Here is a 26,297-nt window from a genome sequence, read left to right as displayed (position 1 = left end):
TTACAGAAGGGAACGAGAAAAATTTCTCGTTCTTTTTATATGAAAATATGAATTAGCCCAACATATAGAGAATATAAGGAAAAAAATTATCAAAAATAGGTTAAGAAAAGCTATATTAAGGATGAAATTTAGAGCTTAATATAGCTTCTTTATTATCTGATCTATCAAGTCATTAAAGAAGAGTAATATTGCATGACTTGCATTCATTGATCGTAGTTTCATTCCAAACAGATGCTTGGACCTCACCTATATGTGCCTTTTTTAATAGATACATACATAATCGTGATTGGCCAATTCCTCCGCCAATGGAGGAGGGGAGTAAACCGTTAATGACTGCTTGATGAAAAGGGAATGTTAGTCTTCTCTCTTCATTTGAATCCTTTAATTGTTTCAACAGAGCATTTTCATCAACGCGAATTCCCATCGATGAAATTTCAATCGATTTCTTTAAAATTGGGCTCCATAATAAAAGGTCACCATTTAATGACCAATCGTCATAATCAGGGGAACGGCTATCATGTTTTTCACGATTACTAAGAACACCGCCAATTTGCATAATAAATATAGCACCATATTCCTTTGTTATACTATCTTCCCTTTGTTTCGGAGAAAGAGTTGGGTATAATTGTTCAAGCTCCGCAGTCGTAATAAAATGTATTTCATTAGGTAAAATTGGCTCAAGCTGTGGGTGAAATTCGTACATAAACATTTCCGTTCGTTTTATTGCTTTGTAGATTTTTTTTACTTCACTTTTTAATTTATTAATTGTTCGTTCGTCCTTAGAAATGACTTTCTCCCAGTCCCATTGATCAACATAGATCGAATGGAGGTTATCAAGTATTTCATCTCTTCTAATTGCATTCATATTCGTATAAAGACCTTCGTCAATTGTAAATCCGTATTTCGCAAGTGCCAGTCTCTTCCACTTAGCAAGTGATTGAACAATCTCGATTTGTTTTCCGTTCATATCTATTCCATCAAAACGAACAATTCGTTCTGTCCCATTTAGGTTATCGTTTATTCCGGTTCCTTCATGGACAATCAACGGTGCAGATACTTTAATAAGGTTGAGTTCTTCTGCTAGCGTTTCTTCGAAAAAATCCTTCAGTTCTTTAATAGCAATCTCTGTATGCATCAGATTGAGGATTGGCTTGTATCCTTTAGGAATGGCTAATGTTTGAGACATCTTATTACCCTCCAATTGATAAACATAATATCTTTTTTTAAGTAATTAGGTGTTTGACTAAAATACTTTATGATGAATCCAATAATTTGTTACTCCACTATTGCGAAAAAGGGTAGTAACAATCCTTTATTAGCCCGTAAATGAAATTTATACATGTAGAATGGGTAAACTAAATTTAATAGACAAAAAATACTACTAATGGAAATTTGTATCATTTTTCAGGAGGGAAATTGTGAAGAGTCATCCAAAGAAAAGCCGTTCTTTTTCAATGAGAACACGAAATTTTTTTTCCGGATTTTTATTAGGAATCGGCTTTGTTGCTTTTATTGACGAAGCTATCTTTCATCAATTATTACATTGGCATCATTTCTATGATAAATCAGTAACAGCAGTGGGACTAATCTCTGATGGTTTATTCCATGCGTTTAGTTGGTTTGCAACTGTTGCTGCTCTATTTATGTATGGAGATGTAAGACGTCATCATGCCTACTTAAAAGGAGTTTGGTGGGGAGGATTTTTCATTGGTGCTGGTGGCTTTCAACTATATGATGGAATTATTCAACATAAGCTAATGCGCATCCATCAAATCCGCTATGATGTAAACAATCTTCCATATGATCTCACATGGAATATTCTCGCTTTCCTTATGGTGATTGTCGGTATTATTCTCATGCGTTCTAATAAAAGAAACCAAGGTGGTATAAAGCAATATGAACCACAGTAATCATAATCATCATGATAACCTTGATATGATTTCAATTGATGTGATGCAAGTTGCTTTAAGTTTTTTATTTCTCCTTGCACTATTTGATTATTTTTTTGCAGTCAAAACCTCTAATCGACGTCATAAACAATGGCCGTTTAGCAGAACTATTTTTTGGATTTTAGGGATATGCTGTATAGGTGTTGCCACTATAAGTCCTTTGCAAATAATGTCACATTCAAACTTTGTTGCACATATGATCATTCATTTTTTAATAGGGATGCTTGCACCACTTTTTATCGTCTGTTCTGCACCGATGACATTATTGCTACGGACACTTCATGTAAAACAAGCTCGCCTTTTAACAAGATTATTAAAAAGCAGATTAAACCAAATGCTTCTTAATCCAATTGTTACGTTGTTATTAAATATCGGTGGTTTGTGGCTACTCTACATGTCTCCCTTATTTTCAATGATGAGTCAAAATCATTTTCTTCATTGGTTTATTCATGTTCATCTTTTCATTGCTGGTTATCTTTTCATTGCTGGTTATCTTTTTACATTGTCGATCATTTATATTGAGCCAATTCCTCATAAAAATAGTTTTGTCTTTCGCTCAGTTGTGTTGCTTATCGCACTTGCTGGTCATGAGATTTTATCTAAATATTTGTATGCTTATCCGCCAAATGGAGTTCCGAAACTTCAAGCTGAAATCGGTGGTTATTTCATGTTCTATGCTGGTGATATGGTGGATGTTATTCTAATCTATATAGTCTGTTATCAATGGTTTCGTGCTTCTAAACCTAGGGCATTTAGTACGACGAAATTAGATAATGTATAAAATCATTCATTCATATTTAGAATTGTAAAATCAATTTATGAAAAATGAAAAGAATCTTTGGTACAAAAAAATTTTAAAAGAAAAAATTGAATATTTTTTTGTTTTTCATTCAATGAAAAATGCAGTAAACTTAATCAGTGATATAAAAGATTTCTAGTTTCCTAGAAATAGTTAGGTGATTTTTCGAATGAAATTAATAATTGCAGAAAAACCAGATCAAGCGCAAACGCTATGTTCAGGTTTTCAAAGAGTAAAAAGAGATGGGTATATTGAGATTAAGCCAAATGAGCTTTTTCCAAAAGGGGCATATTGTACTTGGGCAATTGGCCATTTGACACAACTATGTGCACCTGAGTCCTATCAACCGGAATGGAAAAAGTGGTCTATATCGATGTTGCCACTCATTCCAGATAAGTTTAAATACGAAGTATCTAAATCAAAGGCAAAGCAATTTCATATTATTAAGAAATTATTATTGGATCCGAATGTAACTGAAATTATTCATGCAGGTGATGCTGGGCGAGAAGGTGAGCTGATCATTCGGAATATTATTCAACTTTCTGGTGTGAAAAAGCCATTGAAAAGATTATGGATATCTTCTTTAACACAAGCATCAATTAATGAAGGATTTCGTCGATTATTAAATGATGAGGATACGAAAAATCTTTATTTTGAAGCATATTCACGAGCATGTGCAGATTGGTTAGTAGGAATGAATGCATCAAGGGTTTATACACTTTTACTTAAGGAAAAGGGAATGAATGATGTTTTCTCTGCTGGACGAGTTCAAACACCAACACTTGCATTAATTGTAAAAAGAGAAAAGGAAATAGAAAATTTTAAGTCAGAACCATTCTGGGAAATTATTGCTACCTTTCAAATTAATAAGAAAAAATATAAGGGAACGTGGCAAAAGGACCAGCAAACGAGAGTAATAGATGAACAGATGGCACGGAAAATCGCTGAGTTTTGTAAAGAGAAACGAGCAGAGATTAAAGATATTGTAACGGAAAGGAAGGAATACCAACCACCGCTGCTTTTTAATTTATCAGCTCTCCAAGCGACAGCAAATAAAACGTATAAATTTTCACCGAAAAAAACATTAGATGTTGTTCAATCACTATATCAAAAAGGGATTGTGTCCTACCCACGTACCTTATATACAAAAATGGATATGGACATAATTAATTGAATATGAAAAAGGCTGAATTATAGCAGTTTGTAGCGTGTCCATATGTTGTGGACATAATGAGGTAATTAGTATTTAAAAGGAGAAAAAATTACAGGTATTTAGATTATTTGGGGCAATTTAAATTTTATACAATAGCTATTCATACATAATAAGAATTAAACTTGTAGTAGACGAATAGCACATCAGCTTTTCCAAAACCTCTATATCAAAACTTCTAAATTTCAATATATTCTTTTTTTATTTGGTTCTTTCACTAAATTCCTTAAAATAATCCTCAGATTGAAAACAGAAAAAAATTAAAATATTAATTACGAGTTCAAAAATTATAGATTAATAGTTATTATGTTTTAAACGAAATTAAAGTTTTAACTAATTTCCTCATTGTATTTTTAGAACTTGAGTGGATAAACAATTATTCATTATTATTGTTAAGAAGGGAGAATAACATCAAGATGGGCAAAACACTAATACTAACAGAGAAGCCTTCTGTAGCTAAGAATATAGCAGATGCACTTAAAATAAAAAGTAGGCAGGATGGTTATTTTGAGGGCAGCGATTATATTATCACATGGGCTTTTGGTCACCTTTTACAGTTATTTGATGCAAAAGATTATGATGAGAAAATGGCAAAATGGAGAATAGAAAACTTTCCTTTCATTCCAGATAAATTTAGATATAAAGTGAAATCAAATCAAAAAAATCGAGATAAAGAAGATTTAGGTGCAAAAAAACAATTGAATATCATTTATAGTCTAATTAAAAGAAATGATGTTACTAATCTTATATCTGCGTGTGACTATGATAGAGAGGGACAAATTATTGGAGATACGATCTTATATATGATAAAACATGGTAAAAAGGTTTATCGATTACTATTAAATGAGTGGACACCGAATGAAATACTAAAGAGTCTAAAAAATATAATATCCAACGATGAGATGATGCCTTTAAGAGATGCAGGTATAGGTAGACAATGGGCGGACTGGACAATAGGAATTAATCTTACTTCTATGGCAACATTAAAATATCAAAAGGGTAAAGGACAAGCGCTTAATATTGGAAGGGTTTTGCTACCAACTTTAAAAATTATTTATGACAGAGATAAAGAAATAGAAAATTTCGTTCCAGAAGATTATTTTAAACTAAAAGCATTATTTGCAACCCGATCAGGTAGTGAATATGAAGGGATTTATTATCTTAACAATGAGGATAAATTTAAAGATAAACAAGTTCTAATGGATATTCATTCCCTTTTGTCTGGAAAAGAGGGCGCCGTATCCGAAAAAAATGTTGAGAAAAAAATTGAATATCCCCCTTATTTATTTAATTTATCCAATCTTCAAGGGTTTATTACGAACAAATATCAGGGCTGGACTTCGGACAAAGTTTTGCGGATTTCACAATCATTGTATGAGAAAAAACTAATCACCTATCCCCGGACTTCTAGCAATTTTTTGGATGAGAGTCTTGTTGAACGGGCAGAAAATGTTTTAAATGCTCTAAAAAAAGGACTGCCTTATGAAAGTGAACTAAGATTTACAAGAACAAAAAGGGTGTTTAATAATAAGAAGGTTGAAAGTCACAGTGCCATTATTCCAACGTATTTAATCCCTAAAGCATTGACTAACGATGAAATGATTGTATATAGTGCTGTGAAAAATAGGTTCTTAATGCAATTTATGCCTATAGCGGAATATGAAGAGACTACTCTAAAAACAACTATAAATAATGTAGAGGGAGAATTTTTATCTAAAGGGAAGGTTCAATTAGTTGAAGGATGGAAAAAGGTTGAGAAAATCGAATCGAAGGATACTATTCTACCTTTAGTTAATATAAATGAGGTCGTAAGTATTGAAGACCACAAATTGACTTCTCATGTAACGAAACCACCAAAATACCATACTGAAAAAACATTATTAAGAGTAATGGAAACATGCGGCAAGGGTAAAGACAAAGAGGATGAAGACAGTGAAGAAATGATGGCTGCTATTTTAAGTGGTTATAGCATTGGTACTCCAGCTACAAGAGCTGAAACAATAAAAAAACTAAAAGATGTCGGTTATATTGCTACTCAAAATAAAAATTTAATTTGTACGGATCTGGGAAGAAAGTTAGTTGAAACATTTCCAGTAAAGGATTTATTTGATTTAGAATTTACTGGTAGATTGGAAAAAACATTGTCTGATATTGAAAAACAAAAATTTACAAAAGAAAGTTTCTTAAACTTAATTTTCGATTTTACAACAGAGGCTGTTAATACAATAAAAAATGAAAATGATATCATTATTAACGAAGTATCAAACGAAAAGAGGTCAATTGAGGTTCTTGGTAAATGTCCTCTTTGCGGGCATGGAATTATTGAAGGACAAAAAGGGTTTGGTTGTAGCAACTGGAAAAATGGGTGTAAATTTGTCATTTGGAAAAATGATAAATATTTAGCATCAATGAAAAAGAAGCCCACAAAAACAATGGTTAAAAACCTTTTAAAAAATGGAGTCGTTTTGGTTAAAGGACTAACGAGTAAAAAAGGTAATAAGTTTGATGCTAATTTACGTTATGAGAAAAATTCTGATAACGAATATTTTAGTTGGAAGATGGAGTTCAATAAATAGTATTAGTATAGATAGAGAGATGGGTTAGTAAAGAAACCCATCTTTTTATTAAACTTAATAAAAATTATGTATACAAGTTATGTAGAATTTTATAGAATTAAGGTAAATAAAAGAAATGGAGTAGGCGCACACATGATCGAAAAATTTATCAATGAATTAGAAAGACAAGGTCTGTCAAAAAATACGATTAAGAGCTATGAATTTGACATTGCTCAGTTTTGCGATTGGTTAAAAAGTAAGGAACTGGACCCCAAAATAACAGAAGAAGTGCTAACTGAATACACAATATTTTTATATTCCAAATATAGTGAAAATACTGTTTTGAGGAAAATTAAGAGTGTCACTCGGTATAACAAATATTTGTATCATATTGAAGAATCTCCATTAGTAATTGAGCCAAATGAAATAATCAAAATTAAAACAAACAACAGGACAATGAGAATGATGAGTATTAATGAATTTGATAGACTACGGCAAACAATATTAGAAGGTCAAAATAAGAGGGATATTCTTATATTTCACTTATTATTCGGAACTTGTTGCAGAATTTCTGAACTTATTAATATTGAACTGGATGATATAGAAATTACTGATCCATCACAAGGTTATATACAATTTAAAATTTTAAAAAGTGGAAAATTCCCCACTCCTATAAGAAAAATTAGCATAACTGAACCTCTTATTAAAATGATAAAAGATTACTTAGAATTTAGACCCATTTATCAAAGTAAGAAACTATTAATTGGACAAAAAGGCCCAATGACAAGGGATGCAATTAACAAAATGTTTCGGAAATACAGTTCGATAGCTAATATTAATTATACGGTTTCACCTCAAATGTTAAGACGTATGGGGATTTTTAACTTGTTAGTATTAGCACAAAATGAACCATTTGAAATATCTTGTATATCTAAAATTGCTAGATATACAACTGAATCATATACAGAAAAAATTTACGAGTTTTTATGTTCTAATTTAAAAGGGAACTTAGAACTTCAATCCTTTGAAACCAGATATATTAATTTAGGGTGGGGGAACGGTGGGGAGAAACCAAAGAAAGATTGTTAGTATAAAACCTAATGTGAAATTTGTTGTACGTGCAATAATGGCCCAATATGCAGAAACTTCAACAGGTGAGCCAATAGAAAAACAATATGCGTGTATAAAAATTAAAAATGAAGACACAAACGTTGAAGTAATTCATCCTCTTTCAACAGAATTTATATTAGATAATTGGAAAAACGCCCAGTACAATACTATGAAAGCACCGGCAAATACTATAGCGATGTTTTTAAATTTTTTAATAAGCGATAAGAGTAATAAAGTTAAAAGTCTTATAGAATTAAAATCAGACTGTATTTTGCAAAGAAAGAATACATAGTATTGCAATTGCAACTACACAATGTTGCAACTTGACATGGAGCCTCTGCGGGCATGAGTCTCAAGCCAAGAAGCCAGCAAGATCAAGGGCTGGCTTTGCCACGAAAGGCTATCATGCCCACCACTCCATGTAAAGTAGCAACGACAAATCAGCTTGCAATACTCTGCACTTTTATTTTGCAATACACAATCAGACCATGTAATTTTATAAATTTCATCTACAAAATTAACCGTTGTCTCGGAATTAGATATTTTCCCTAATTTAAGAAGGAGAATCACTGATGCAGGCGTTACCCCAATAAATTCTAGTATCTTCTTCTAAGGCTTTAGGATAACATTGTGGACAGTACCTTCTATTATGAAAAAATGAACCACTAGGTAACATTGAAAGTTGACTTTTCCAGAAATAATTTTCACAAGAAATACACATTCCCATGTTCCTCTCCAAAAAAACATCCCCTTAAATTCCTTCTTTTGAAAAACTTAAACCATAATATGTTCCGCTGTTGTCATATGGATAGGTATCTACCTACATTTCGCCTAAATTGGTTTATCACCCATATCCTTTTCTTAACGCATCAATTGTGAGATAAAAAAATGAATTCAGAGAAATTATCTACTTCTTTATTCGATTGGCTGTAATGCTTAAATTTTCTAGCCTAATTACTAGTTAAAAGCGATCATTATTTAACATTTATAGGGAATGATACTATCTATAGTTTTAAACATAATACTAAATCATGAAAGGAGGACATCCATGAACAAAAAATGGTTTCTTATACTAGCCGTTGCAATTTTATCTTCCATGTTAATAGTCGGTTGTAACAATAATGATCAGGATCCGCCACCAGAGGATAACAATAATGTTATTGAAAATGGTGATATGAATGATGATAATGATAATGCAGATCTTGAAAATGCACCCGGTGTTGATGAAGATGATAACATGTTTAAAGATGATGAAAATGATAATGACCCAGATCCAGAAGATCCAATAGAAGATGCAGAAGATATAGGCGATAGGGATAATAAAGATGAGTAGTATGAACAACTAGTAAAAAGCCGATTCTCCTTTTACGACAAGGAAAAATCGGCTTTTTAATTATTTCGGACCAATTAGTTGGTGAATTGACTTTTGTTAGGGATTAATCCTTTGGAAAACTCCATTATAGCATTAGTTTTTTAGGCATTTTGACTGTTTTTTTGGGAAAAAAAATTAATTATTAAATAACCACACTCAAAGTTTCACTCTTTATTTCCCAATAGTACGAGTAAAGGAATAGTGATGTATTTGGTTTAATATCTTTCCTCAAACATACTTAGAGCTTGATAGTTTGATAAGGTGAAATTTTGGTTTTCTGTACTTAATAAACCATATTTCGTTTATCTAGGATTAATATAAGAAGGGAAATCCGTTTTAAAATTAGTCGCTAATATCAAATGTGTTAATGCTTAATGAATGATCGGTATCTCTAACAGAAGCGTAAAATATATCTTTAATTTGATGATATCCCTTTGCCTTTAGTTCTTGCTTAAGCCACTCTTCATTCTTGTTGATTAATTTTAAATTACGCTTCTGAACTTTCCCTTCAATTACAACAGCTATTAGTAATCCATGGTATTCTACTTTCATATGTAAATCCTTTGGAGTAACAGGAACTAATTCTTTCCTTGCTGTTCTTAAACTTGACAACAGCTCAGATAAAGGATATCTATATTTCCTTAAATTTTTATATACAATTTTTCCATGTTTAACTAAAATAGTCGGTTTTCCTATAATAAAAGGGTTTAACCAATTTAATAAACTTAATTTTGATATAACTAGGTGAACACCTGTTATAACAATGATTCCAATAATCCCCTCTGTTACTCCATTTACTTTAATGGACCCAAATGCTAAATAAGATAAAAAAGAATCGCTCCAAAATCGTGAGGGGTAAGTTGTGCTAGGGCTGATTTCCCTAAAATTTTTATGGCTACAATAAAAACAATATATATAAAAATTAATTTAACTAAAAAAATAGACACTTCTAACACCTCTTAGGAAAAATCACCTTAGTCTGAAGTCAGACTAAGGATGTTCATCTCTTTGACTATACGGCAAAAATTAACAGAGAAAGTTAACCAGTAATGTTTTAATATTTTAAGCACCCTCTAATCAATTTAAAAAAAATATTTTTCCAAAGATTTTATTTTCAAGATTCGACTTAATGATATTATATAAAAAATGGTACTACTTTTTTGTTATGTGTCTTAAGATCATCCAAGATAGCGAAATAAACCATTATCCTTTTAAAATAGGCATCACTTTATCAATAGCTTCTTGTAGTTTTTCACTATTTTTACTATACATTTGCTTAGCTTCTTTTGATTCGGTTCCAAGAGCAAACAGCTCTAAGTCTGCTTGGCATTTTTTCATGGTCGAAAGAATTAAAGGTCTTTCTTGAGGAGATGCGACTTGTAATTGATCGTCAAACAGGTCAACTGTTAACTCTCCATAGGAATTAACTTGTCCAAGAAAAACATTTTCTACCGTTACACCAAGTTTTTCTAATTCAGTGTGTAACCAAGCACGGCTTCGTCCAATCGTCGCAAGTGGTTCATCCATTATCACACCATCCATAATAACAGTCTGAGGCTCTTTAATTGAAGCAACCGTCAAGTTTAGATCCTTTGCTGTTAATGGTTGGTTTTCTTTCTTTAACATGACGGATAAATCCCCTGTTGCCTCTAATACAGCGAATTCTACATCAGACACCTGATAAACATCCTTCTTACGAAGTAATTCTAATAATTCATCTGTCGTGTATCTTTCCTTTTTTAAATTATCTTCCATGATTTTCCCATCTTTTATAAAGACAGTTCCTGTTCCTTCTACAAAATCACGGAACTTTTTACTTTTTAAGGAAAGCAAATTAGATAAAAAGGGTATTGCTGCAAAAATGACAATTCCAATGATTCCATGAAAAATGTTCCGTTCCAGTCCCATAGCAACTTCAGCACCTATACTTCCAATGGAAATACCAGTTACATATTCAAAGAAAGATAATTCAGAGATTTGCTTTTTCCCTAACCATTTTGTAATAAAAAATAAAACAACAATAAAGAATATTGACCTTACGGCAATATCTAACCATTCAGGCACCACTTAACACCCCCTATAAAAATTATATCTCTTAAAAACCTTTGTACTGAAATTCCTCTTGTTCTAATTCTCCAACTCGTTTTTTTAAATCCGTGACTACTTCATGTACAACCATCATGGTTTCATGTAATGAACGTTTCGAATCATCATCTAGAGTCCGTAATGCTAAACTTGAAAGACTTGCTTCTACTCCTTTTAAACTGGCAAGACATTGTTTTACATCCGATCCTACGGTCATGTTACATCCTCCTTATCCCTTAGGTTTAAAAATTAAAGCTCCCAGCATTCCAAAAATAATGGCAGCTGAAATACCGGAACTGGTTACTTCGAACATCCCTGTGAGTACACCAACTAACCCGTGTTTTTCGGCTTCTTGCATAGCCCCATGTACAAGGGAATTTCCAAAACTTGTAATAGGTACGGTAGCCCCTGCACCAGCAAAGTCAATCAAGGGTTCATATAGACCAAATCCATCTAAAATAGCCCCCACTACTACAAGGGTACTTAGCGTATGTCCTGGTGTTAGCTTAAACACATCAAACATAATTTGCCCAATGACACAAATCAAACCTCCTACGGTAAAAGCCCAAAAATAGGTCATAATGATTGTTCACCTCCGTATTCAATCGATACCGCATGGGCGATACAAGGAATGGTTTCATTTTGCTGGAAAGAAAGAGGTGATAATAAAGCTCCAGTAGCCACTACTAACATTTTTTTAAATTCGCCTTTTTTCATACGATTTAATAAATGACCATAGACTACTGTTGCTGAACACCCCGCACCACTTGCCCCTGCGAGGACTGGTTGTCCTTTCCGATAAATCATAAGTCCACAATCTTGGAATTGTCCTTCACTAATGGAAGTTCCATGCTTTTTAAATAAATCAAGGGAAACTTCACGCCCTATCTTGCCAAGATCCCCAGTGACGATTAAATCATAATAAGAGGGATCAATGTTTCTTTCCGTTAAATGCGCTTCAATCGTATCAACAGCAGCTGGTGCCATAGCCCCTCCCATATTAAATGGATCGGTCAGTCCCATATCAATCACACGGCCTATCGTAGCAGAAGTGACACTCGGTCCATCCCCAGAATCACTTAAAAGGGCCGCACCAGCACCAGTAACCGTCCATTGTGCAGTAGGTGGTTTTTGTCCTCCATATTCTGTCGGATAACGAAACTGTTTTTCAACAGCTGTGTTATGACTTGAAGCCCCTGTTAATATATATTTAGCCCCCTTTGTATTAATAATATAAGCACCTAGAGCCAATCCTTCCATAGAAGTAGAACAAGCACCAAATAAACCAAAATAAGGAGCTCCAATGGTTCGACTAGCGAAACTTGTGGGAGTAATCTGATTGATCAAGTCCCCTGCGAGAAGAAACTGAACCTGTTCCTTTTGTATTTCTCCTTTTTCCATTGCCTTTTGACAAGCTTCTTCAAAAAAAACTTTATGTGCTTTTTCATAGGAATCCTGTCCGAGCCATAAATCGGCATGAAGAAGATCAAAATCTTCCGATATAGCTCCATCTGCTTCAAATGGTCCACCTACTGTTCCAGTGGACATAATCACAGGCTTTTGTTCGAAAACCCATGTACGATGACCTGCAAGCATTATAAACCACCCCATCTGATTAAAATTGTTTTAATTAAGGCAATGACAAAAGCAGAAAACACACCAAATAAAATGACAGAACCGGCTAGTTTAAACATATTGCCGCCTACGCCCAGTACAAATCCTTCGGTTCGATGTTCAATGGCAGGTGATATGACCGCATTACCAAAACCAGTTACGGGTACAGCTGTCCCTGCTCCCCCAAATTGGGCCATTCGATCATATACTCCAAAACCGGTAAGAAGCATCGTAATAAAAATTAAAGTACCTACCGTCGGATTTCCGGCCGTTTGCTCTGTAAAATCAAAATAATAGATGTAAAAGTCTTGAATAAGCTGACCAATAAGACAGATGAGACCACCTGTTAGAAAGGCTTTTATACAATTTTTAAAAACGGGTCTTTTGATCTCTCGATTTTTTTGCAATTTTTGATATTCTTGTTGCACTGGGGTTAGTTGTTTCTTTTGATTATTTGACATAGCTTGACCCTTTCTCTTTACGTTTGCTCTTTCATTAGATTTTTAATTTTATTAAAATCCTTTTTTAAGCTCTTCTTATCTGTGTTGCCTTTTTGAAGTTTTTGTTCTAATTGTTCCAATTCCCAAAACATTTTTTTATCTGTTGAAACAATTATTTCATGGTTTGGGTACATTTTTTCCAAGTCGGACTTTACTGACTTTTCAATTTTCTTTAATCGAAAGCGATCAAAATTATCAACTTTTATTGCTACAAAAAGCTCTTTATCTGTATTCACAGCCTTTACATCTGAAATTTCTTCTTTGGTAATAATCTTTTCTTTAGCCCTATTGGCAACAGATTGACCGATGGGTTTACTCGTATGTACTTGTGAAATACCTAAATGATTGTTATCCTCATCTAACTGATTTTGGTTATCGTTACATCCTGTTCCAAACCCGATCACGGCTAAAATGGAAAGAAAAATTTTTATTTTGGTTATTTTGTCTTTCATGAAACCATCTCCGTTTTTCCCATTATTTAAAGGAATTAAAAAAGGTTGGTTGGGAGGCCAACCTTTTTTATCTTACTCATTATTGTTGTTTGTATTGAGGTTCTTCTTGTTCAATTTGTTGAACGCGTGGTTCAAGGCTGTTAATAACAGATTGGGTTTGTTTAGCAGCATCTTGGTAAAGTTGCTTTGCCTGTTGATTATCTGTACCAAGAGCAAATGTTTCGAAACTTGCTTGTGCACTTTTTAATCCTGCTAGAGCTGTCTTAACATCATTTATTACTGTCATGATGAATCCTCCTTGAATTTTTTGACCTTTTTAGATTACCCGAATCAGAATTTTCTTATGTGGTGAATTTTTTGGGAATATAGTTATAAAATTACTTTTGGTGAATAGCACCATTTTTTCTGTAGTAACCTCGTTTCCAAATCCCCATCAGTTCTTCTATTTGGCGACGATTATAGGTTTGCGATGTATAATCTTTTTGGGTAATATGTCTCATCTCAAATTTTTTCCACCGTTCCCTTTACTGAACTTAATTAAACACAATAAATATAGAAAACCGCCTGCAACCTCATTTGATGCTTGTTTTAATGCTTCTGAAGCAAGAGTAGTATTAGCAGCAGATTGTTCAATCGCTGAAGTTATCATATCTTTTACTATAGAAGAGGCTGCCTCTGCTTGTTTTAATTTATTAGTATCAATTTGATTAGCCATGCTACTTCCTCCTGTTTGTGGTTTAGTACAAAGATAGAATGCCTCGAATAAAATGTTTTATCCTCAATTCTAAATAGCATTTATTCCTTTGGATAGACAATTATTGAGATTCCTTTCGTTTTAAAATTAAGCCAAAATATTACTAAAATAAATCTTCTGTAGCTTTGAAATAAAGTTGCAATACTAATAAAAAAGACGCGATATTTTTAAGAAAGTCGCGACGTTTATAAAAAAGATGCGATGTTCTAGCCCTTAACAAAGCACCAATTACAGATTTAAGCCTGATTTAAAATCCCTTTTCATGAATTCAGAACCGCAATATTATTACGATCCATCTCGGGAAAATAATCAGGTTGAAAATTTAGACCAAAGGATTTGGGGTATAAGGCCATTTTCTTTAGACCATTTTTTAGGCCTTTTCCCTTTAGACCATTTTTTGGATCTCCCTTCTTTTGGAGACCATATTGGTGGGGAAGCCCATTTCTAGGCGGTTTATTAGGTGGTTTGTTGGCTGGTACGTTATTGAGCCCATTTTGGTATGGTTATCCTTATTTTTATTATCCGTATTATCCGTATATCTTTTTTTAGCATCATGACTCTGTATAAATTAAAATCATCACTAATACAACATGTATTATAAACAGGTATTTTGAAGTATAAAATTGAGAATAGGAGTTTGGAGTCCAGATTGGAGCTGACACCACTTCACGGGGTAGCGTCAGGATTTTCACAATTTACAACGTTAAGAATACAATCGTTGTTATATCAAGGGGTATGAGGTTTATATCAATATGGTCTAATCTATTGGGACTTAACCGATTTTACGTAAAATAAAGCTTACTAGTGTCTCGTAAGACTTGTCTCAAAAGTCTTATCGTTGTTAAATCCTTCGTTTTTAACAATGAAAACAGCTTAACGTTGTAAATCCGCATTTTCGGGACGCTACCCCTTCACGAGCTTAGAGCTAATGGTTTAGTTACCGGTTATAAAAACGGTTAGTTCATAAAACGAACAACAGTTTGGTTTATCTCTCCATTAAAGAGATTATTATACTTAATAAACAAGGAAATGGGACCTCATTGAGAAGTCCCATTTTGTTTGGGAAAAATGATCCTGTATAGGTAATCTTCACAGATAGACGTTAGTAATTTATTTTTAGAATAGAATATGTGTCTTTGTGATAAGAGTGCAATTCTCATTAATTTAAATAATTTAACTTGCCTATAAAGGAAATAAACATAAATGATTTTAGTTTTGCACGAATTATTTCGTCAGCTCAAGGAAACTTACCTTATTACACAATAAATAAAAAAACGGAGTGAACTAAAAAGGGATTTAGATATATGGGATCAAGGGAGTAATAGTAACTTTACTGAAGTTTAAATTATTTTTTACTTATGGGATTTCGGAGCATTAAAGTACCTAAAGAATTACTTTCTTTAGATACTTTAATGCCTTTTAAGAAAGGGGGAAAGTGGAGGCGATTATCCCCTAATAAATGAAGTATTCCCTAATATATTTAATTTTTCCTCTGCATTCTTATTCTTAACCTTAAAACCCCGACATATTATTAGATTAAAAATGAGAAAAGGTGATTGTTATTTTTCAGAAATTAATAGCTACTCTTATTGGAAGTCTGTTATTAGGAGTTGGTGTGAATGGGTTTCTAGTTCCTCATCATTTAATAGATGGTGGAATCCTTGGGATCGCACTATTACTTCATTATTTTTTTAAATTTCCAACTGGTATTATAATGGTGGGGTTAAGTATCCCTATTTGTATATTTTCCTCAATAAATAAAAAAGAGTATTTTTTTAGTAGTTTGCAAGGCTTATTGGTTTCGTCCTTATTTATTGATTTACTTGTTCCTCTTCGTTCTCAATTTTTTATTCCCCAACTTGCAAGCGCACTAATTGGAGGTGCAATAATTGGAGTTGGTGTTGGTCTAATGCTGCGATATAAGACAAGCACTGGAGGAACTGACTTACTAGCTGAAATTATTTCTGAAACTTTTTCGTTAAATATTGCACTTGTAATCATACTGATAGATGGAATTATTGTGTTGGCATGTCTGGCTTTATTAAAATTAGATACCTTCATTTATTCATGTATAGCTATTACCTCTGTGGGTTTAATAACATCCTTAATTAAAGGAAAATAATTTTTTATTGAGAGTCCCAACAACAAACGTGGAAACATACGCTAAGCAATATCGACATGAAGAAAGCCGATTTTTCCTACGCTGTAGTTAATGGGATGGGAATAATAAGCCTATAAGATTAGTGTTATGATTGTTTTTTTTAATTACATAAGTCTATTGTTGATGGGTATTTTAAAATTATTAGTTTATATTGCGGAGGAGTTTTATGAGGAAAAAAATTCGCTAATACTAATAGTGTTTTTAAGTACTTTCATTTTAACAATTACGGATCTTATTGGACCATTTAATACTATTGGCTCTGGTACAGCAGCCTTAAAGGAGAAAAATGATGAACTTTACAAAGAAATTAAAGTGTATAGAGAGGAACATAAAATTGAACCGATTGATGCAAAAGTCGATAGAGTGTGGAAGGCAATTCCTGGATACAATGGATTGGATGTAGATATTGAATCTAGTTATAAAAAAATGAAATCAGATGGTAATTTTCACAAAAACAAAGTTGTTTATAAGGAAAAACCTCCAAATGTCCATTTAGAAAATCTAGCACCCATCCCGATTTATAAAGGAAATCCAGAAAAGCCTATGGTGGCGTTATTAATAAATGTTGCTTGGGGTAATGAGTACATTCCAACGATCCTTACCACACTAAAGGAATCCAAGGTCAAGGCGACATTTTTTTTCGATGGTAGCTGGGTTAAAAAGAATCCTGACCTAGCTAAGATGATCTATCGGGAAGGCCATGAAATTGGAAATCATGCTTATAGTCATCCAGATCTTAAGAAGCGATCTAAAAGTGATACCATACAAGAGTTAGAAAAGACGAATGCTCTCATTGAAGAAACCATTGGCATAAAACCGAAGTGGTTCGCACCTCCCAGCGGTTTGACAAACCCTCTGAGGATCTTCCAGTAAGAAGATCCTTTTTTGCTGCTTACTCAATTAATGTACCTTTTAGTTAAGTTAGTATTTTACAATCTTTCTTAGGTAAATACGGTTACTAAAAAGTTTATTTTAGTTTTTATAAATATTCGAATCTTTTCCTCAACGAGGACTATAAACGCTTTCACATGTTCCAGGCGCTGGTTCATAAAAACAATGTTGTTTAAATTGACCAGTAAAAGGTTGGTCATACCATGTTGGAGGACACGGACCATATGGATTAAAGTACCAAAGAGCATATTTCGCTGGGTGATCTCTCCAATATTCCAAATTCTTTCTTGCTAATCTTCTTTCAGATTCTCTTGCTCTTTGATAAAATACATTACCTTTTTGAACAGCTTCAAAAGAGTAATTTCCTCCTTGTACGTGAAAAATGACATCTCTAATTGTTCTTAATTCCTTAAAGTCAGCACAATCTGCTACAACACGGTTAACAATGACATTTCCAACATATAGCATTCCTTGTGATCCTTCGCCTTCAGCTTCTGCTCTCATCATCCTTGCCATTAAATCGACGTCTGCATTTCGGTAAGCTACTCTTGTCATTTTTCCACCTCAAAAATACAGTATGAAAAAAAGAATGCATTTATGTCCTTGTTTATAAAATAAGAATACTTGGTTTTTAGGCCCAGTACCAGCGTTGCTGTAACCAGGGGCAAAGTAATAATTAAAGATGATAAAGTTAGCTTTTTTTATATGCCAAAATTCTATAAAATTTTATTGAAAGTACCATAAGGGGAGGCTCAATAATATGAAGCAAACTTGGGAGTTAGAGGAACTCATTGAACATTTTACAGTTATTCCATAAGAGATACGTTTAATTGGAAATAAATATGGAAGTACACGACTTGGATTTGCTGTTTCCCTAAAATTTTTTCAATACCAGGGTCGTTTTCCAAAAGGAAGGCAGGAAATAAATCAAGATATTATTGAATACGTTGCAAAGCAAGTAGGAGTACCTGCAGATTCCTTTCAAGAATATGATTGGAATGGACGCTCTATAAAATATCACCGTGCTCAAATCCGGGAATTTATGGGGTTTCGAGAGAGTACATCTGAAGATATGGGACAAATAAAGTTATGGCTACAAACGAACATTTTACCTCAAGAAATGCAAATGGACCGGGTTCGAGAACATGTCCTTCACCACCTCAGACAACAACAGCTTATTCCTCCGACTCATTACCAACTAGAACGAAATATTAAATCAGCTATTCGTCAATATGAAGAACATATTTCACACACCATTTTCATGCAGCTTTCAGAACATTCCAAAATCCAATTAGATGCCTTTATACGCACCTGCTCCCATACAGAACTATTAGAAGAGAATGAAACCATTCTTAGTTTTCGAGAACTTGTATCTGATCCTGGAAGAATCGGATTACATAGTTTATTACAAGAAATCGCAAAGCTACGAACCGTAAGGAATATACAACTTCCTTATGACTTGTTTAATGGGATACCACCTAAAATGATCCGATCATATAGACAACGTGCCGTCTCTGAAGATATTCGAGAATTACGCAGGCATCCCGATTCTATCCGATACACGTTATTAGCAGCTTTCTTCTGGTGTAGAGGAAGAGAAATAACGGATAATTTAGTGGAACTTATTATTCAGATTGTTAATCGTATTGGAGCTCGTGCAGAACGAAAAGTCGAAAAAGAGTTTTTACGCGATTTCCGTAAGGTAAGTGGCAAGACAAACCTCTTATTTCGTATGGCTGAAAAGGCAGTGGAACAACCGGATGGGATTGTACGTGATGTTTTATTTCATGTTGTCGGGGAAGATACTTTAAAAGATATTATTAAAGAAATGAAGTATACTGGTCCAACCTATAAACAAAAGGTATATACCGTGATGAGATCATCCTATGGTACTCACTATCGAAGGATGGTTCCAGCTTTATTGGATGTCCTAGAGTTTCGCTCCAATAATGATGTACACCGTCCTGTTATAGAAGCCATCGAATTACTTAAACAATATAAGCTCACCAATCAGTATACATACAACGAAACAGATTACATACCAATAGAAGGAATTGTAAAGCCCGGCTGGATTGATACCGTGATTGATAAAGAAACAAATCGTGTGAACCGAGTGAATTATGAAATTTGTGTTCTTCAGGCCTTACGAGATCGGTTGCGTTGCAAGGAAGTATGGGGTGTAGGGGCCGATCGGTATAGGAATCCGGAGGAAGATTTACCAAAGGACTTTGAACAAAATAGAGAAAAACATTACGATGCGCTTCGGAAACACCTTGAGGCACAAACACTTATTCAAGAACTAAAAACGAACATGAATACAGCTTTAGAGAAGTTAGATAAAAGCGTAAAGAACGATTCTAAAGTACGTATTTTAAATAAGGGAAATGGTTGGATTTCTGTATCATCTTTACAAGCACAAGCTGAACCCGTTAACCTCAATCTTGTAAAAGCAGAGGTCATGAAGCGTTGGCCAATGACGAATCTGTTAGATATTTTAAAAGAAGCTGATTTACGAGTCCACCTGACAGATATGTTTCAAACGTTGGGAAATAGAGAAATTCTTGATAAGGAAACACTTCAACGAAGACTCATCCTCTGTCTATATGGGTTGGGAACAAATACTGGTTTAAAACGGATCGCTGCAGGTGAACATGGAGAAAGTTATAAAGATTTACTGTATGTTCGACGTAAGTAAGTTTATCCATAAAGAAAATTTACGGAATGCTATATCAAAGGTAACTGATGCTATTTTGGCTACTCGTGTAACTGAAATATGGGGAGAGGGAACAACGGCATGTGCATCTGATAGCAAAAAGTTTGGAGCTTGGGATCAGAACTTATTGACGGAGTGGCACATTCGATACAGGGGGCGTGGAGTTATGATTTATTGGCATGTAGAAAAGAATTCTACATGCATTTATTCCCAACTCAAATCTTGTTCTTCTTCAGAAGTAGCATCTATGATTGAAGGATTACTTCGTCATTGTACAAATATGGAAATTGAAAAGAACTATGTGGATACACATGGACAAAGTGAAGTGGCCTTCGCCTTTTGTCATTTACTAGGTTTTCAACTCATGCCCCGATTTAAAGCGATTCATTCACAAAAACTATACCGTCCAGATGTAGGAATGCAAGAATTATATCCAAATTTACAGCCTGTGTTAACTCTACCAATCAATTGGAGCATAATTGAACAGCAATATGATCAAATGATTAAGTATGCGACAGCTTTACGGTTAGGTACGGCTGAAACGGAGGCAGTTCTCAAACGGTTTACTCGTAATAGTGGGCACCCAACATATCGAGCACTTGCTGAACTGGGGAAAGCACTCAAAACCATTTTTCTGTGTGAATATTTATCATCGGAAGAAATAAGAAGAGAGATTCATGAGGGATTAAATGTGGTTGAAAACTGGAACTCTGCTAATAGCTTCATTTTTTATGGAAAAGGAGGAGAAATTCAAACGAATCGTATGGAGGACCAAGAGATTGCTGTACTAGCTCTTCACCTTCTACAAAACTGTTTGGTATTAATCAATACATTGATGATTCAAGAAGTGCTACTGGAACAAAACAAATCTTTACTACAAAAGCTGATACCGGAGGACTTTAGAGCCTTAACACCACTTATCTATGCACATGTGAATCCATACGGGACATTCAAGTTAAATATGCATGAGCGTCTAAAAATCCAGAGAACTTCTTGAAACCTCTACAAATATAAGCCTTCCTAGTGGTATAGAGGGGAGCCAGGATAGTGGTGGTCCACCCTTATTCTATTAGGGGTAGCGTCAGGAAAACTCTGTTAAAACGTTAAGGAAATTACAATATTAAAAGTCCAATTTCTCAGTATTAAATTGGGAAATTGGACTTTTTTCGTTACTCCAGAAATGCACCTTATTATTATATAGTTAAGGTGCTACAAGCTCGACTTTTATTCTATCCGGGTCTTCAAAGTAAACAGCATAATGATCATTTCCCTCAGCAAATGGATGCTGGTCTGTATAAAGAATATTAATTCCTTTATCTTTTAATTTCATAGTCATATCATCGACGTGTTGGCGTGAACCTGCGTGAAATGCTAAATGATTTATACCTACTCTGCATCTAAGATATGGAACGTCCAGAAACCGTTCTTCTGTTTGTACAAAAACTATGTAAGTATTTCCTATTTTCCAACTTTGTCCACTTTTCCATCCTTGAAAAGGACTGTATCCTAATTCTTCAAGAAACCAACTCCAAAAATCAATCGATTTTTTTAAATTAGATACATTTATTTCAATATGATGAAGTAACCCTTTTGCCACAAAGCCTCACCCTTTATCTAACATTAGAATACCCGTTTATTTAATATAACAGAACTGCACAAACAGCTCATCGATCTTCAACGAAAGCGCCCTTTTCGAATAACAAAGAAGCTTCTATTAACTGGTATTGTTGAAAAATTTATTTACATGGTTCTTACTTATTTAAATTCGACTTTCAAAAGTCCATATACATCAACATCTTCAAAATTATTTAAAAGAAGTCTATTTTGTCTAAGTGTTCCCTCTTTCTTTAACCCAGCTTTCTCTAAAACCATTATTGAAGCTTTGTTTCTAGAAATAGCAGATGCCCAAATTTTGTTTAATTTGAGTTCGTTAAATCCAAAATTTATCATCCGTTTTACAGCTTCAGTTGCAAAACCGTTTCCCCAAAAATCTCTGCCAATCCAATAGCCAAGTTCACCTTTACTATTGTTTTTATCAACTCTAATTGTTATTGTACCTATTAGTTCATTGGTATTCTTTGATACTATTGCTAAAGGGTACTCAACACCTTCTTTTAGTAATTCTGGTTGGGTATCGATCCAAGCTTCAGCATATTCTAATAGATAAGGGTGAGGAAGACCTAGAATACTCGCCACCTCTTCATTATTTGCTAATTTTTGAACTCTAAATGAGTCTTCTTTGTTGAAAGGTTGTAAATATAGACGTTCAGTTTCTAATTTTAATAACATTACTTAACACCTCTTAATTTAGCTTCCTAATTAACTTATATAATATCACAATGAAATTTCCGTTATTTACATTTTTTAACTTAAAGTTCAATTACAAAAAGACGCAATTATTAAAGAATTGTGCCCGATAATTGAATAATGAGAAATGTAAAATAGGGAAAAAATAGGTAGTTCAAGTAGCTAAAGATTATTTACAATTAAGCATTAATTTTTTGTTTTACCAATTTGTTTTCTTTAACTTGAAGTAACCATGACTTCGATGGATCACCTATCAGTTCAGTAGTGTTATCTGTAAAATACAAAGCACTGTCGTCTTCTAAAGCGATTGTATCCTCAGTTCTATTACCATTTAATAAAATTGAATGCAAAGCCTCAGCTCTATCTCTTTGATTATAGTGAGGACAAAAAATTTTATTAATAATTTGCCACCCAGAACTTTCTATGTATCCTTCTCCTTCATAATTTGAACGAATTCCACTCTTAAACCAACAGATAGCACCTGCACTAATACCCGCAATTAAAGTTCCGGAATTGAGTGCTTCTTCTAACTTATGGTCGATTTTGTACTTTTTCCAATGCTTCATCATATTAACGTAGTTACCACCACCGAGGTACATAAGATCAGAGGATCTGAATAACTCGATTATTTGACTTTCATTTGGATTTTCATTTATACAACGTAGTACTTCAACTTGACAACTCAATTGTTTCTCAAACGTGTCTTTAAACTCTTTTATATAACCTTCATCATCGTTACTTGCTGTAGGTATGAATAGAACCTTAGGATTTACTTTACCGACCAATTCTACAATCCTCTTATTTATATGAAAATTGTCAAAATGTTTTACAAAACCTCCACCTATTACAACTAACCTCATAACCAAATGGCACCACCAAAAAATTTTATTGTTTTAAATTCTGTTCTAATGTCATTCTTAAACCTTATATCGATTTTAATATAAATATCCAATTTTTAAGATCCTTATTCAATAAAGTCCCTTAAGGAGATTCGATTCACATTCTAATATTTCCTTCTCTTGTTCAAGAATCTGGCCCGATTATGGAATAAAATAATTTTTATAAAATAGACTTTTTTATATAATTACCGTAACAAAAACGTTCATATAAGAAGTAAAGCCCAGAAATTAAGCATTTCGAGGCTTTTTTTGCAAAGTTTAATGGTTAATAGGTGATGGTTTATTTTAAAAGGAAAATAATCAATTGCAATAGGACAAGCACCGTTTCGTTAAAGGCGCCCATTTCTGTATGTTAAAGAAAATGATGAAGTCATTTTCCCTATAGGGCTATTCAAGTATTCGAATCAATTTAGGATTAATTAGTTGAATACTTATATAAAAAACAAAACTATGTGTTTAAAAGTAGCTTTATTATTTAATTTTTTAATGATTTGACACGTGAAAATAGCAAAATACATTTCAAAAAATGAGCAGTGATAGGCTACTACTGCTCTTCAGATAAGTTATAGTGTACTTTCTGCAAGCGATTTTAGTTCGCCATAAAACAACGACCAGAAGCCATGGCATCAGCTTTCGTTACGTGAACGGTACCATGTGGATGCTGAGGCGGCGCATAAATAGAGTAAAGTTTTAGCGGGATATTACCTGTATTGGTTACATTATGCCATTTACCAGCAGGTACCATAATGGCAAAGTTTTCATAGACTTTTTCTGCAAAATCTAAATTATCTTTACGATCCCCCATTTGAACAATCCCTTGACCTTGTTCAATACGCAAGAATTGATCAACTGTGGGGTGAATTTCTAAACCGATATCTTCTCCAACATTGATACTCATCAAGGTAACTTGCAAATGTCTTCCTGTCCATAAAACGGTACGATACGTATTGTTTTGCTTCGTAGCCTCCTGTATATTAACGATAAACGGTTCTGGTCCATAATCTTTTAATTCAATTTTATCTTTGCTCTTAAATGATTTTAAAAAGGCCAATCGTTTAGCATGCTCCATTTCATCTGTGGAAGCACGTAGGAATACATCACCAACCGGTGAATTTTGCAAAAGCAAATAATCATTTCGATATTCTTCATAATTCGCTAATTCCGTTTCATAAGCTTTTTGCAGTCCTTCACGATAATTTCGAAAAGATACTTTCTCGATTTGGTACACAGGCTGTCTTCCAGTCATCGAAATATACAGATTTGTATGTTGCTGCCAATGTACCTTTTCGTCTTCTAAAATATTCAGAATGTCATTTTTATGCTTTTGATTTGGTGCTAAATTTACTAATCGGCTATATAAATCAATGGCTGAAGCTTCTCCTTTTATTCCGTCAAGTATTGCCTCAAATACTAGTCGATCCTTTCCTTGACTATTTCTTAACATCAAGTTTGAGTTATATATTGATGGGTTGACGTAATAAGGATATGGGTACGTGATTGGAACATTATACATTTTGATCATTCCCTCATATTTTTATAAAATTATCATATTCCTATGTTTAGAGTTTGTGCTTTAATCCATAGTGCCTTAAGAAGGTCTCATTTGAAAAGAATTTACTCAGTTAATGGCCCGTTTGTTCAACAGGCAGGGATGGAGAGCACCATTCTCTCCATAAACTAAACTTTTTTAAATACCTCTGTATAAGCAACTAATTACTCACTAAGTTGTTTGTTATCACCTTCTAATTTCTTGGTCTTCCGTTTCAGTGATTCAATAAGGGCATCCTTTCCTCATTTATTTCTCGTTAATATTGTTTTAGTATAGGTGATTGTTGCTGCCTTAGCGCTTCAATCCGTTCAATGAATATCGACATTGTTGATAGCGTTGTGCTTGCGTGCACTTGATTCATTTAAGACACTTCTAAAATTAATTTTTCCATAATGGCTTCATCACCAATTTTACAAATATAAAGTTGGTATCAATCGCTAATTCATCAAGGAATTCATAAAGGTAATCATCAAACAAGAACTAGATGATTAACTCCCCTCTATCTATTTCAACTGAATTGGTGTCCATTTTTATGATCAAAAATAAAGTCCTCTATAAAGAGCGATAGTGCTTCTACAATTCTCAAACCTTTTTAAATAGCCGTTTAATAAGCAGTCAATCTCGTATGTTAGTTGTTACCTTATAAATCTACACAGCTAACTCGATTCCTTTGCGTATCCAATGAACTCTTTAATATTGTCAAACCGGGGGTCATCCCGTTTTTACGACAATAAGTTTGGAATCTTCATGGTGACTGATATTAAATTAAAAACTGTCCAAATTTTCTTTTCTATTGGCAGTAGGATTTATTAACCAGTAAAGATATTTGGAGAGACCATATAACCAAGCGTATATCCATCGGGTTCGCTGTTTGCTAATTCACCCCTACCAATCCAACCTTCACCTTTTTGACACAATACACCCAAGAGAATTAAAAATGAAGGCAAAAAAACCACCCACGATGTTGTGAGGGGTCTCATTGTGTTTATAAAGTTTGTTGATGTCAATGAAAAAACGTGTTAAGAATCGAAAAAGAAAGCTTGTATGTACCTGTGAAATACTTAAATCGTTATTATTTTCACCCAACTGATTCTGGCTTCCGTTACATCCTGATTCTATTCCGATAACCGTTAATACTAAAAGACTGATCTTTAATTTGTTTTATTTTATATATCATGAAAAATCACCTCTGTGTTTTATCCATTATTGAGAGAGTAAAAAAGGTTGGTTTACTCGACCAACCTTTTTTGTCTTTTTAAAAAGATAAGAAAGTATAAAAATTTGGGTCTACCACAGTCATTTAAGCTGTGGTATTTTCATTTTATGGAGACCAATATATTGAGAAGAATATTTTTTGATAAACACCAACATTGGGAA

Annotated in this window: 23 protein-coding genes and 3 pseudogenes; 10 read left to right on the top strand and 16 right to left on the bottom strand. The window is 33.6% G+C overall.

What is annotated here, in order from left to right; all coding sequences use genetic code 11:
- Positions 1-172: 172 nt before the first annotated feature.
- Positions 173-1,186 carry an aspartate--ammonia ligase gene (gene asnA, locus ACTJJ9_RS21230; protein ID WP_145582966.1) on the bottom strand — a complete coding sequence of 338 codons (1,014 nt, stop codon included), beginning with the start codon at positions 1,184-1,186 and terminating at the stop codon, positions 173-175.
- Between the two features lie 268 nt (positions 1,187-1,454).
- Here asnA and ACTJJ9_RS21225 point away from each other — a divergent pair, with 268 nt between their 5' ends.
- The 7 genes from ACTJJ9_RS21225 (at position 1,455) to ACTJJ9_RS21195 (ending at position 8,956) form a co-directional block, all read left to right on the top strand.
- Positions 1,455-1,910, top strand: coding sequence for a DUF2243 domain-containing protein (locus tag ACTJJ9_RS21225; protein ID WP_145582995.1), 456 nt, complete (start codon positions 1,455-1,457; stop codon positions 1,908-1,910).
- A complete protein-coding gene (locus ACTJJ9_RS21220; protein ID WP_440768861.1) occupies positions 1,897-2,730 on the top strand; it encodes a cytochrome c oxidase assembly protein in 834 nt (277 codons plus the stop codon). The genes ACTJJ9_RS21225 and ACTJJ9_RS21220 overlap by 14 nt, the downstream gene beginning before the upstream one ends.
- A gap of 187 nt (positions 2,731-2,917) precedes the next feature.
- A complete protein-coding gene (locus tag ACTJJ9_RS21215; RefSeq protein ID WP_145582961.1) occupies positions 2,918-3,922 on the top strand; it encodes a DNA topoisomerase in 1,005 nt (334 codons plus the stop codon).
- Positions 3,923-4,374: 452 nt separating this feature from the next.
- A complete protein-coding gene (locus ACTJJ9_RS21210) occupies positions 4,375-6,534 on the top strand; it encodes a type IA DNA topoisomerase (protein ID WP_110927716.1) in 2,160 nt (719 codons plus the stop codon).
- A gap of 132 nt (positions 6,535-6,666) precedes the next feature.
- Positions 6,667-7,602, top strand: coding sequence for a tyrosine-type recombinase/integrase (locus tag ACTJJ9_RS21205; RefSeq protein ID WP_186324245.1), 936 nt, complete (start codon positions 6,667-6,669; stop codon positions 7,600-7,602).
- Positions 7,574-7,915, top strand: a complete 342-nt coding sequence (locus ACTJJ9_RS21200) for a hypothetical protein (RefSeq protein ID WP_440768860.1) — start codon at positions 7,574-7,576, stop codon at positions 7,913-7,915. The genes ACTJJ9_RS21205 and ACTJJ9_RS21200 overlap by 29 nt, the downstream gene beginning before the upstream one ends.
- 756 nt (positions 7,916-8,671) lie before the next feature.
- Positions 8,672-8,956 (top strand): hypothetical protein, encoded by a 285-nt coding sequence (locus tag ACTJJ9_RS21195; protein ID WP_145582957.1) that lies wholly within the window; start codon positions 8,672-8,674, stop codon positions 8,954-8,956.
- 381 nt (positions 8,957-9,337) lie between these two features.
- On the opposite strand, the pseudogene ACTJJ9_RS21190 reads toward ACTJJ9_RS21195, so the two are convergent.
- The 9 genes and pseudogenes from ACTJJ9_RS21190 to ACTJJ9_RS21150 form a co-directional block, all read right to left on the bottom strand.
- A pseudogene (locus ACTJJ9_RS21190) lies at positions 9,338-9,942 on the bottom strand (YetF domain-containing protein).
- Positions 9,943-10,198: 256 nt separating this feature from the next.
- Positions 10,199-11,059: a DUF421 domain-containing protein gene (locus ACTJJ9_RS21185; protein WP_145582956.1), complete on the bottom strand. Its 861-nt coding sequence runs from the start codon at positions 11,057-11,059 to the stop codon at positions 10,199-10,201.
- 31 nt (positions 11,060-11,090) lie between these two features.
- The gene (locus ACTJJ9_RS21180; RefSeq protein ID WP_145582953.1) at positions 11,091-11,297 is read right to left on the bottom strand and encodes a DUF1657 domain-containing protein; all 207 of its coding nucleotides are present in this window, start codon (positions 11,295-11,297) and stop codon (positions 11,091-11,093) included.
- 12 nt (positions 11,298-11,309) lie between these two features.
- The gene (gene spoVAE, locus ACTJJ9_RS21175) at positions 11,310-11,660 is read right to left on the bottom strand and encodes a stage V sporulation protein AE (protein WP_136832774.1); all 351 of its coding nucleotides are present in this window, start codon (positions 11,658-11,660) and stop codon (positions 11,310-11,312) included.
- The gene (gene spoVAD / locus ACTJJ9_RS21170; RefSeq protein ID WP_145582951.1) at positions 11,657-12,676 is read right to left on the bottom strand and encodes a stage V sporulation protein AD; all 1,020 of its coding nucleotides are present in this window, start codon (positions 12,674-12,676) and stop codon (positions 11,657-11,659) included. The genes spoVAE and spoVAD overlap by 4 nt, the downstream gene beginning before the upstream one ends.
- Positions 12,676-13,155, bottom strand: coding sequence for a stage V sporulation protein AC (spoVAC, locus tag ACTJJ9_RS21165; RefSeq protein WP_145582949.1), 480 nt, complete (start codon positions 13,153-13,155; stop codon positions 12,676-12,678). The genes spoVAD and spoVAC overlap by 1 nt, the downstream gene beginning before the upstream one ends.
- A gap of 17 nt (positions 13,156-13,172) precedes the next feature.
- Positions 13,173-13,646, bottom strand: coding sequence for a YhcN/YlaJ family sporulation lipoprotein (locus ACTJJ9_RS21160; protein WP_145582947.1), 474 nt, complete (start codon positions 13,644-13,646; stop codon positions 13,173-13,175).
- A gap of 79 nt (positions 13,647-13,725) precedes the next feature.
- Positions 13,726-13,932, bottom strand: a complete 207-nt coding sequence (locus tag ACTJJ9_RS21155; RefSeq protein WP_031537037.1) for a DUF1657 domain-containing protein — start codon at positions 13,930-13,932, stop codon at positions 13,726-13,728.
- A 210-nt stretch (positions 13,933-14,142) separates the two neighbouring features.
- The gene (locus ACTJJ9_RS21150; protein WP_035416354.1) at positions 14,143-14,361 is read right to left on the bottom strand and encodes a hypothetical protein; all 219 of its coding nucleotides are present in this window, start codon (positions 14,359-14,361) and stop codon (positions 14,143-14,145) included.
- Positions 14,362-15,952: 1,591 nt separating this feature from the next.
- Between ACTJJ9_RS21150 and ACTJJ9_RS21145 the strand changes: the two genes are divergently transcribed.
- Both ACTJJ9_RS21145 and ACTJJ9_RS21140 read left to right on the top strand, forming a co-directional pair.
- Positions 15,953-16,522 carry a YitT family protein gene (locus tag ACTJJ9_RS21145; protein ID WP_224428600.1) on the top strand — a complete coding sequence of 190 codons (570 nt, stop codon included), beginning with the start codon at positions 15,953-15,955 and terminating at the stop codon, positions 16,520-16,522.
- A gap of 162 nt (positions 16,523-16,684) precedes the next feature.
- Positions 16,685-17,434 (top strand): polysaccharide deacetylase family protein, encoded by a 750-nt coding sequence (locus ACTJJ9_RS21140; protein ID WP_110928011.1) that lies wholly within the window; start codon positions 16,685-16,687, stop codon positions 17,432-17,434.
- Between the two features lie 129 nt (positions 17,435-17,563).
- Here the strand turns inward: ACTJJ9_RS21140 and ACTJJ9_RS21135 are convergent, their stop codons facing one another.
- Positions 17,564-18,007, bottom strand: a complete 444-nt coding sequence (locus ACTJJ9_RS21135) for a cell wall hydrolase (RefSeq protein WP_145582945.1) — start codon at positions 18,005-18,007, stop codon at positions 17,564-17,566.
- Positions 18,008-18,272: 265 nt separating this feature from the next.
- On the opposite strand from ACTJJ9_RS21135, the pseudogene ACTJJ9_RS21130 reads away from it, so the two are divergent.
- Positions 18,273-21,162 (top strand): annotated as a pseudogene (locus tag ACTJJ9_RS21130) (Tn3 family transposase).
- A 204-nt stretch (positions 21,163-21,366) separates the two neighbouring features.
- On the opposite strand, the gene ACTJJ9_RS21125 reads toward ACTJJ9_RS21130, so the two are convergent.
- From ACTJJ9_RS21125 to ACTJJ9_RS21105, 5 genes and pseudogenes are all read right to left on the bottom strand, one after another.
- On the bottom strand, positions 21,367-21,762 hold the full coding sequence (locus tag ACTJJ9_RS21125) for a VOC family protein (protein WP_145582943.1): 396 nt from the start codon (positions 21,760-21,762) through the stop codon (positions 21,367-21,369).
- Between the two features lie 158 nt (positions 21,763-21,920).
- Entirely contained in the window at positions 21,921-22,454 is a 534-nt protein-coding gene (locus ACTJJ9_RS21120) for a GNAT family N-acetyltransferase (RefSeq protein ID WP_110927725.1), read from the bottom strand.
- A gap of 197 nt (positions 22,455-22,651) precedes the next feature.
- Positions 22,652-23,332, bottom strand: coding sequence for a Type 1 glutamine amidotransferase-like domain-containing protein (locus ACTJJ9_RS21115; protein ID WP_110928009.1), 681 nt, complete (start codon positions 23,330-23,332; stop codon positions 22,652-22,654).
- 628 nt (positions 23,333-23,960) lie between these two features.
- Positions 23,961-24,884: a cupin domain-containing protein gene (locus tag ACTJJ9_RS21110; protein ID WP_145582941.1), complete on the bottom strand. Its 924-nt coding sequence runs from the start codon at positions 24,882-24,884 to the stop codon at positions 23,961-23,963.
- A 441-nt stretch (positions 24,885-25,325) separates the two neighbouring features.
- Positions 25,326-25,565 (bottom strand): annotated as a pseudogene (locus tag ACTJJ9_RS21105) (tyrosine-type recombinase/integrase); the annotation flags it as partial.
- Positions 25,566-26,297: the final 732 nt, after the last annotated feature.

The organism is Metabacillus sp. 22489, from assembly GCF_052044855.1.
Lineage (GTDB): Bacteria > Bacillota > Bacilli > Bacillales > Bacillaceae > Metabacillus > Metabacillus niabensis.
Note: the sequence above shows the minus strand (reverse complement) of the source record. Positions and strands in the feature narration are given on the sequence as shown.

What these genes read in the sequence shown, in the direction of transcription:
- spoVAD (WP_145582951.1), bottom strand. Translation starts at nt 12,676, where the DNA reads ATGCTTGCAGGTCATCGTACATGGGTTTTCGAACAAAAGCCTGTGATT.
- spoVAE (WP_136832774.1), bottom strand. Translation starts at nt 11,660, where the DNA reads ATGACCTATTTTTGGGCTTTTACCGTAGGAGGTTTGATTTGTGTCATT.
- ACTJJ9_RS21195 (WP_145582957.1), top strand. Translation starts at nt 8,672, where the DNA reads ATGAACAAAAAATGGTTTCTTATACTAGCCGTTGCAATTTTATCTTCC.
- ACTJJ9_RS21160 (WP_145582947.1), bottom strand. Translation starts at nt 13,646, where the DNA reads ATGAAAGACAAAATAACCAAAATAAAAATTTTTCTTTCCATTTTAGCC.
- ACTJJ9_RS21180 (WP_145582953.1), bottom strand. Translation starts at nt 11,297, where the DNA reads ATGACCGTAGGATCGGATGTAAAACAATGTCTTGCCAGTTTAAAAGGA.
- ACTJJ9_RS21225 (WP_145582995.1), top strand. Translation starts at nt 1,455, where the DNA reads ATGAGAACACGAAATTTTTTTTCCGGATTTTTATTAGGAATCGGCTTT.
- spoVAC (WP_145582949.1), bottom strand. Translation starts at nt 13,155, where the DNA reads ATGTCAAATAATCAAAAGAAACAACTAACCCCAGTGCAACAAGAATAT.
- ACTJJ9_RS21115 (WP_110928009.1), bottom strand. Translation starts at nt 23,332, where the DNA reads ATGAGGTTAGTTGTAATAGGTGGAGGTTTTGTAAAACATTTTGACAAT.
- ACTJJ9_RS21135 (WP_145582945.1), bottom strand. Translation starts at nt 18,007, where the DNA reads ATGACAAGAGTAGCTTACCGAAATGCAGACGTCGATTTAATGGCAAGG.
- ACTJJ9_RS21205 (WP_186324245.1), top strand. Translation starts at nt 6,667, where the DNA reads ATGATCGAAAAATTTATCAATGAATTAGAAAGACAAGGTCTGTCAAAA.
- ACTJJ9_RS21150 (WP_035416354.1), bottom strand. Translation starts at nt 14,361, where the DNA reads ATGGCTAATCAAATTGATACTAATAAATTAAAACAAGCAGAGGCAGCC.
- ACTJJ9_RS21110 (WP_145582941.1), bottom strand. Translation starts at nt 24,884, where the DNA reads ATGTATAATGTTCCAATCACGTACCCATATCCTTATTACGTCAACCCA.
- ACTJJ9_RS21210 (WP_110927716.1), top strand. Translation starts at nt 4,375, where the DNA reads ATGGGCAAAACACTAATACTAACAGAGAAGCCTTCTGTAGCTAAGAAT.
- ACTJJ9_RS21120 (WP_110927725.1), bottom strand. Translation starts at nt 22,454, where the DNA reads ATGTTATTAAAATTAGAAACTGAACGTCTATATTTACAACCTTTCAAC.
- ACTJJ9_RS21140 (WP_110928011.1), top strand. Translation starts at nt 16,685, where the DNA reads ATGGGTATTTTAAAATTATTAGTTTATATTGCGGAGGAGTTTTATGAG.
- ACTJJ9_RS21220 (WP_440768861.1), top strand. Translation starts at nt 1,897, where the DNA reads ATGAACCACAGTAATCATAATCATCATGATAACCTTGATATGATTTCA.
- ACTJJ9_RS21215 (WP_145582961.1), top strand. Translation starts at nt 2,918, where the DNA reads ATGAAATTAATAATTGCAGAAAAACCAGATCAAGCGCAAACGCTATGT.
- ACTJJ9_RS21155 (WP_031537037.1), bottom strand. Translation starts at nt 13,932, where the DNA reads ATGACAGTAATAAATGATGTTAAGACAGCTCTAGCAGGATTAAAAAGT.
- asnA (WP_145582966.1), bottom strand. Translation starts at nt 1,186, where the DNA reads ATGTCTCAAACATTAGCCATTCCTAAAGGATACAAGCCAATCCTCAAT.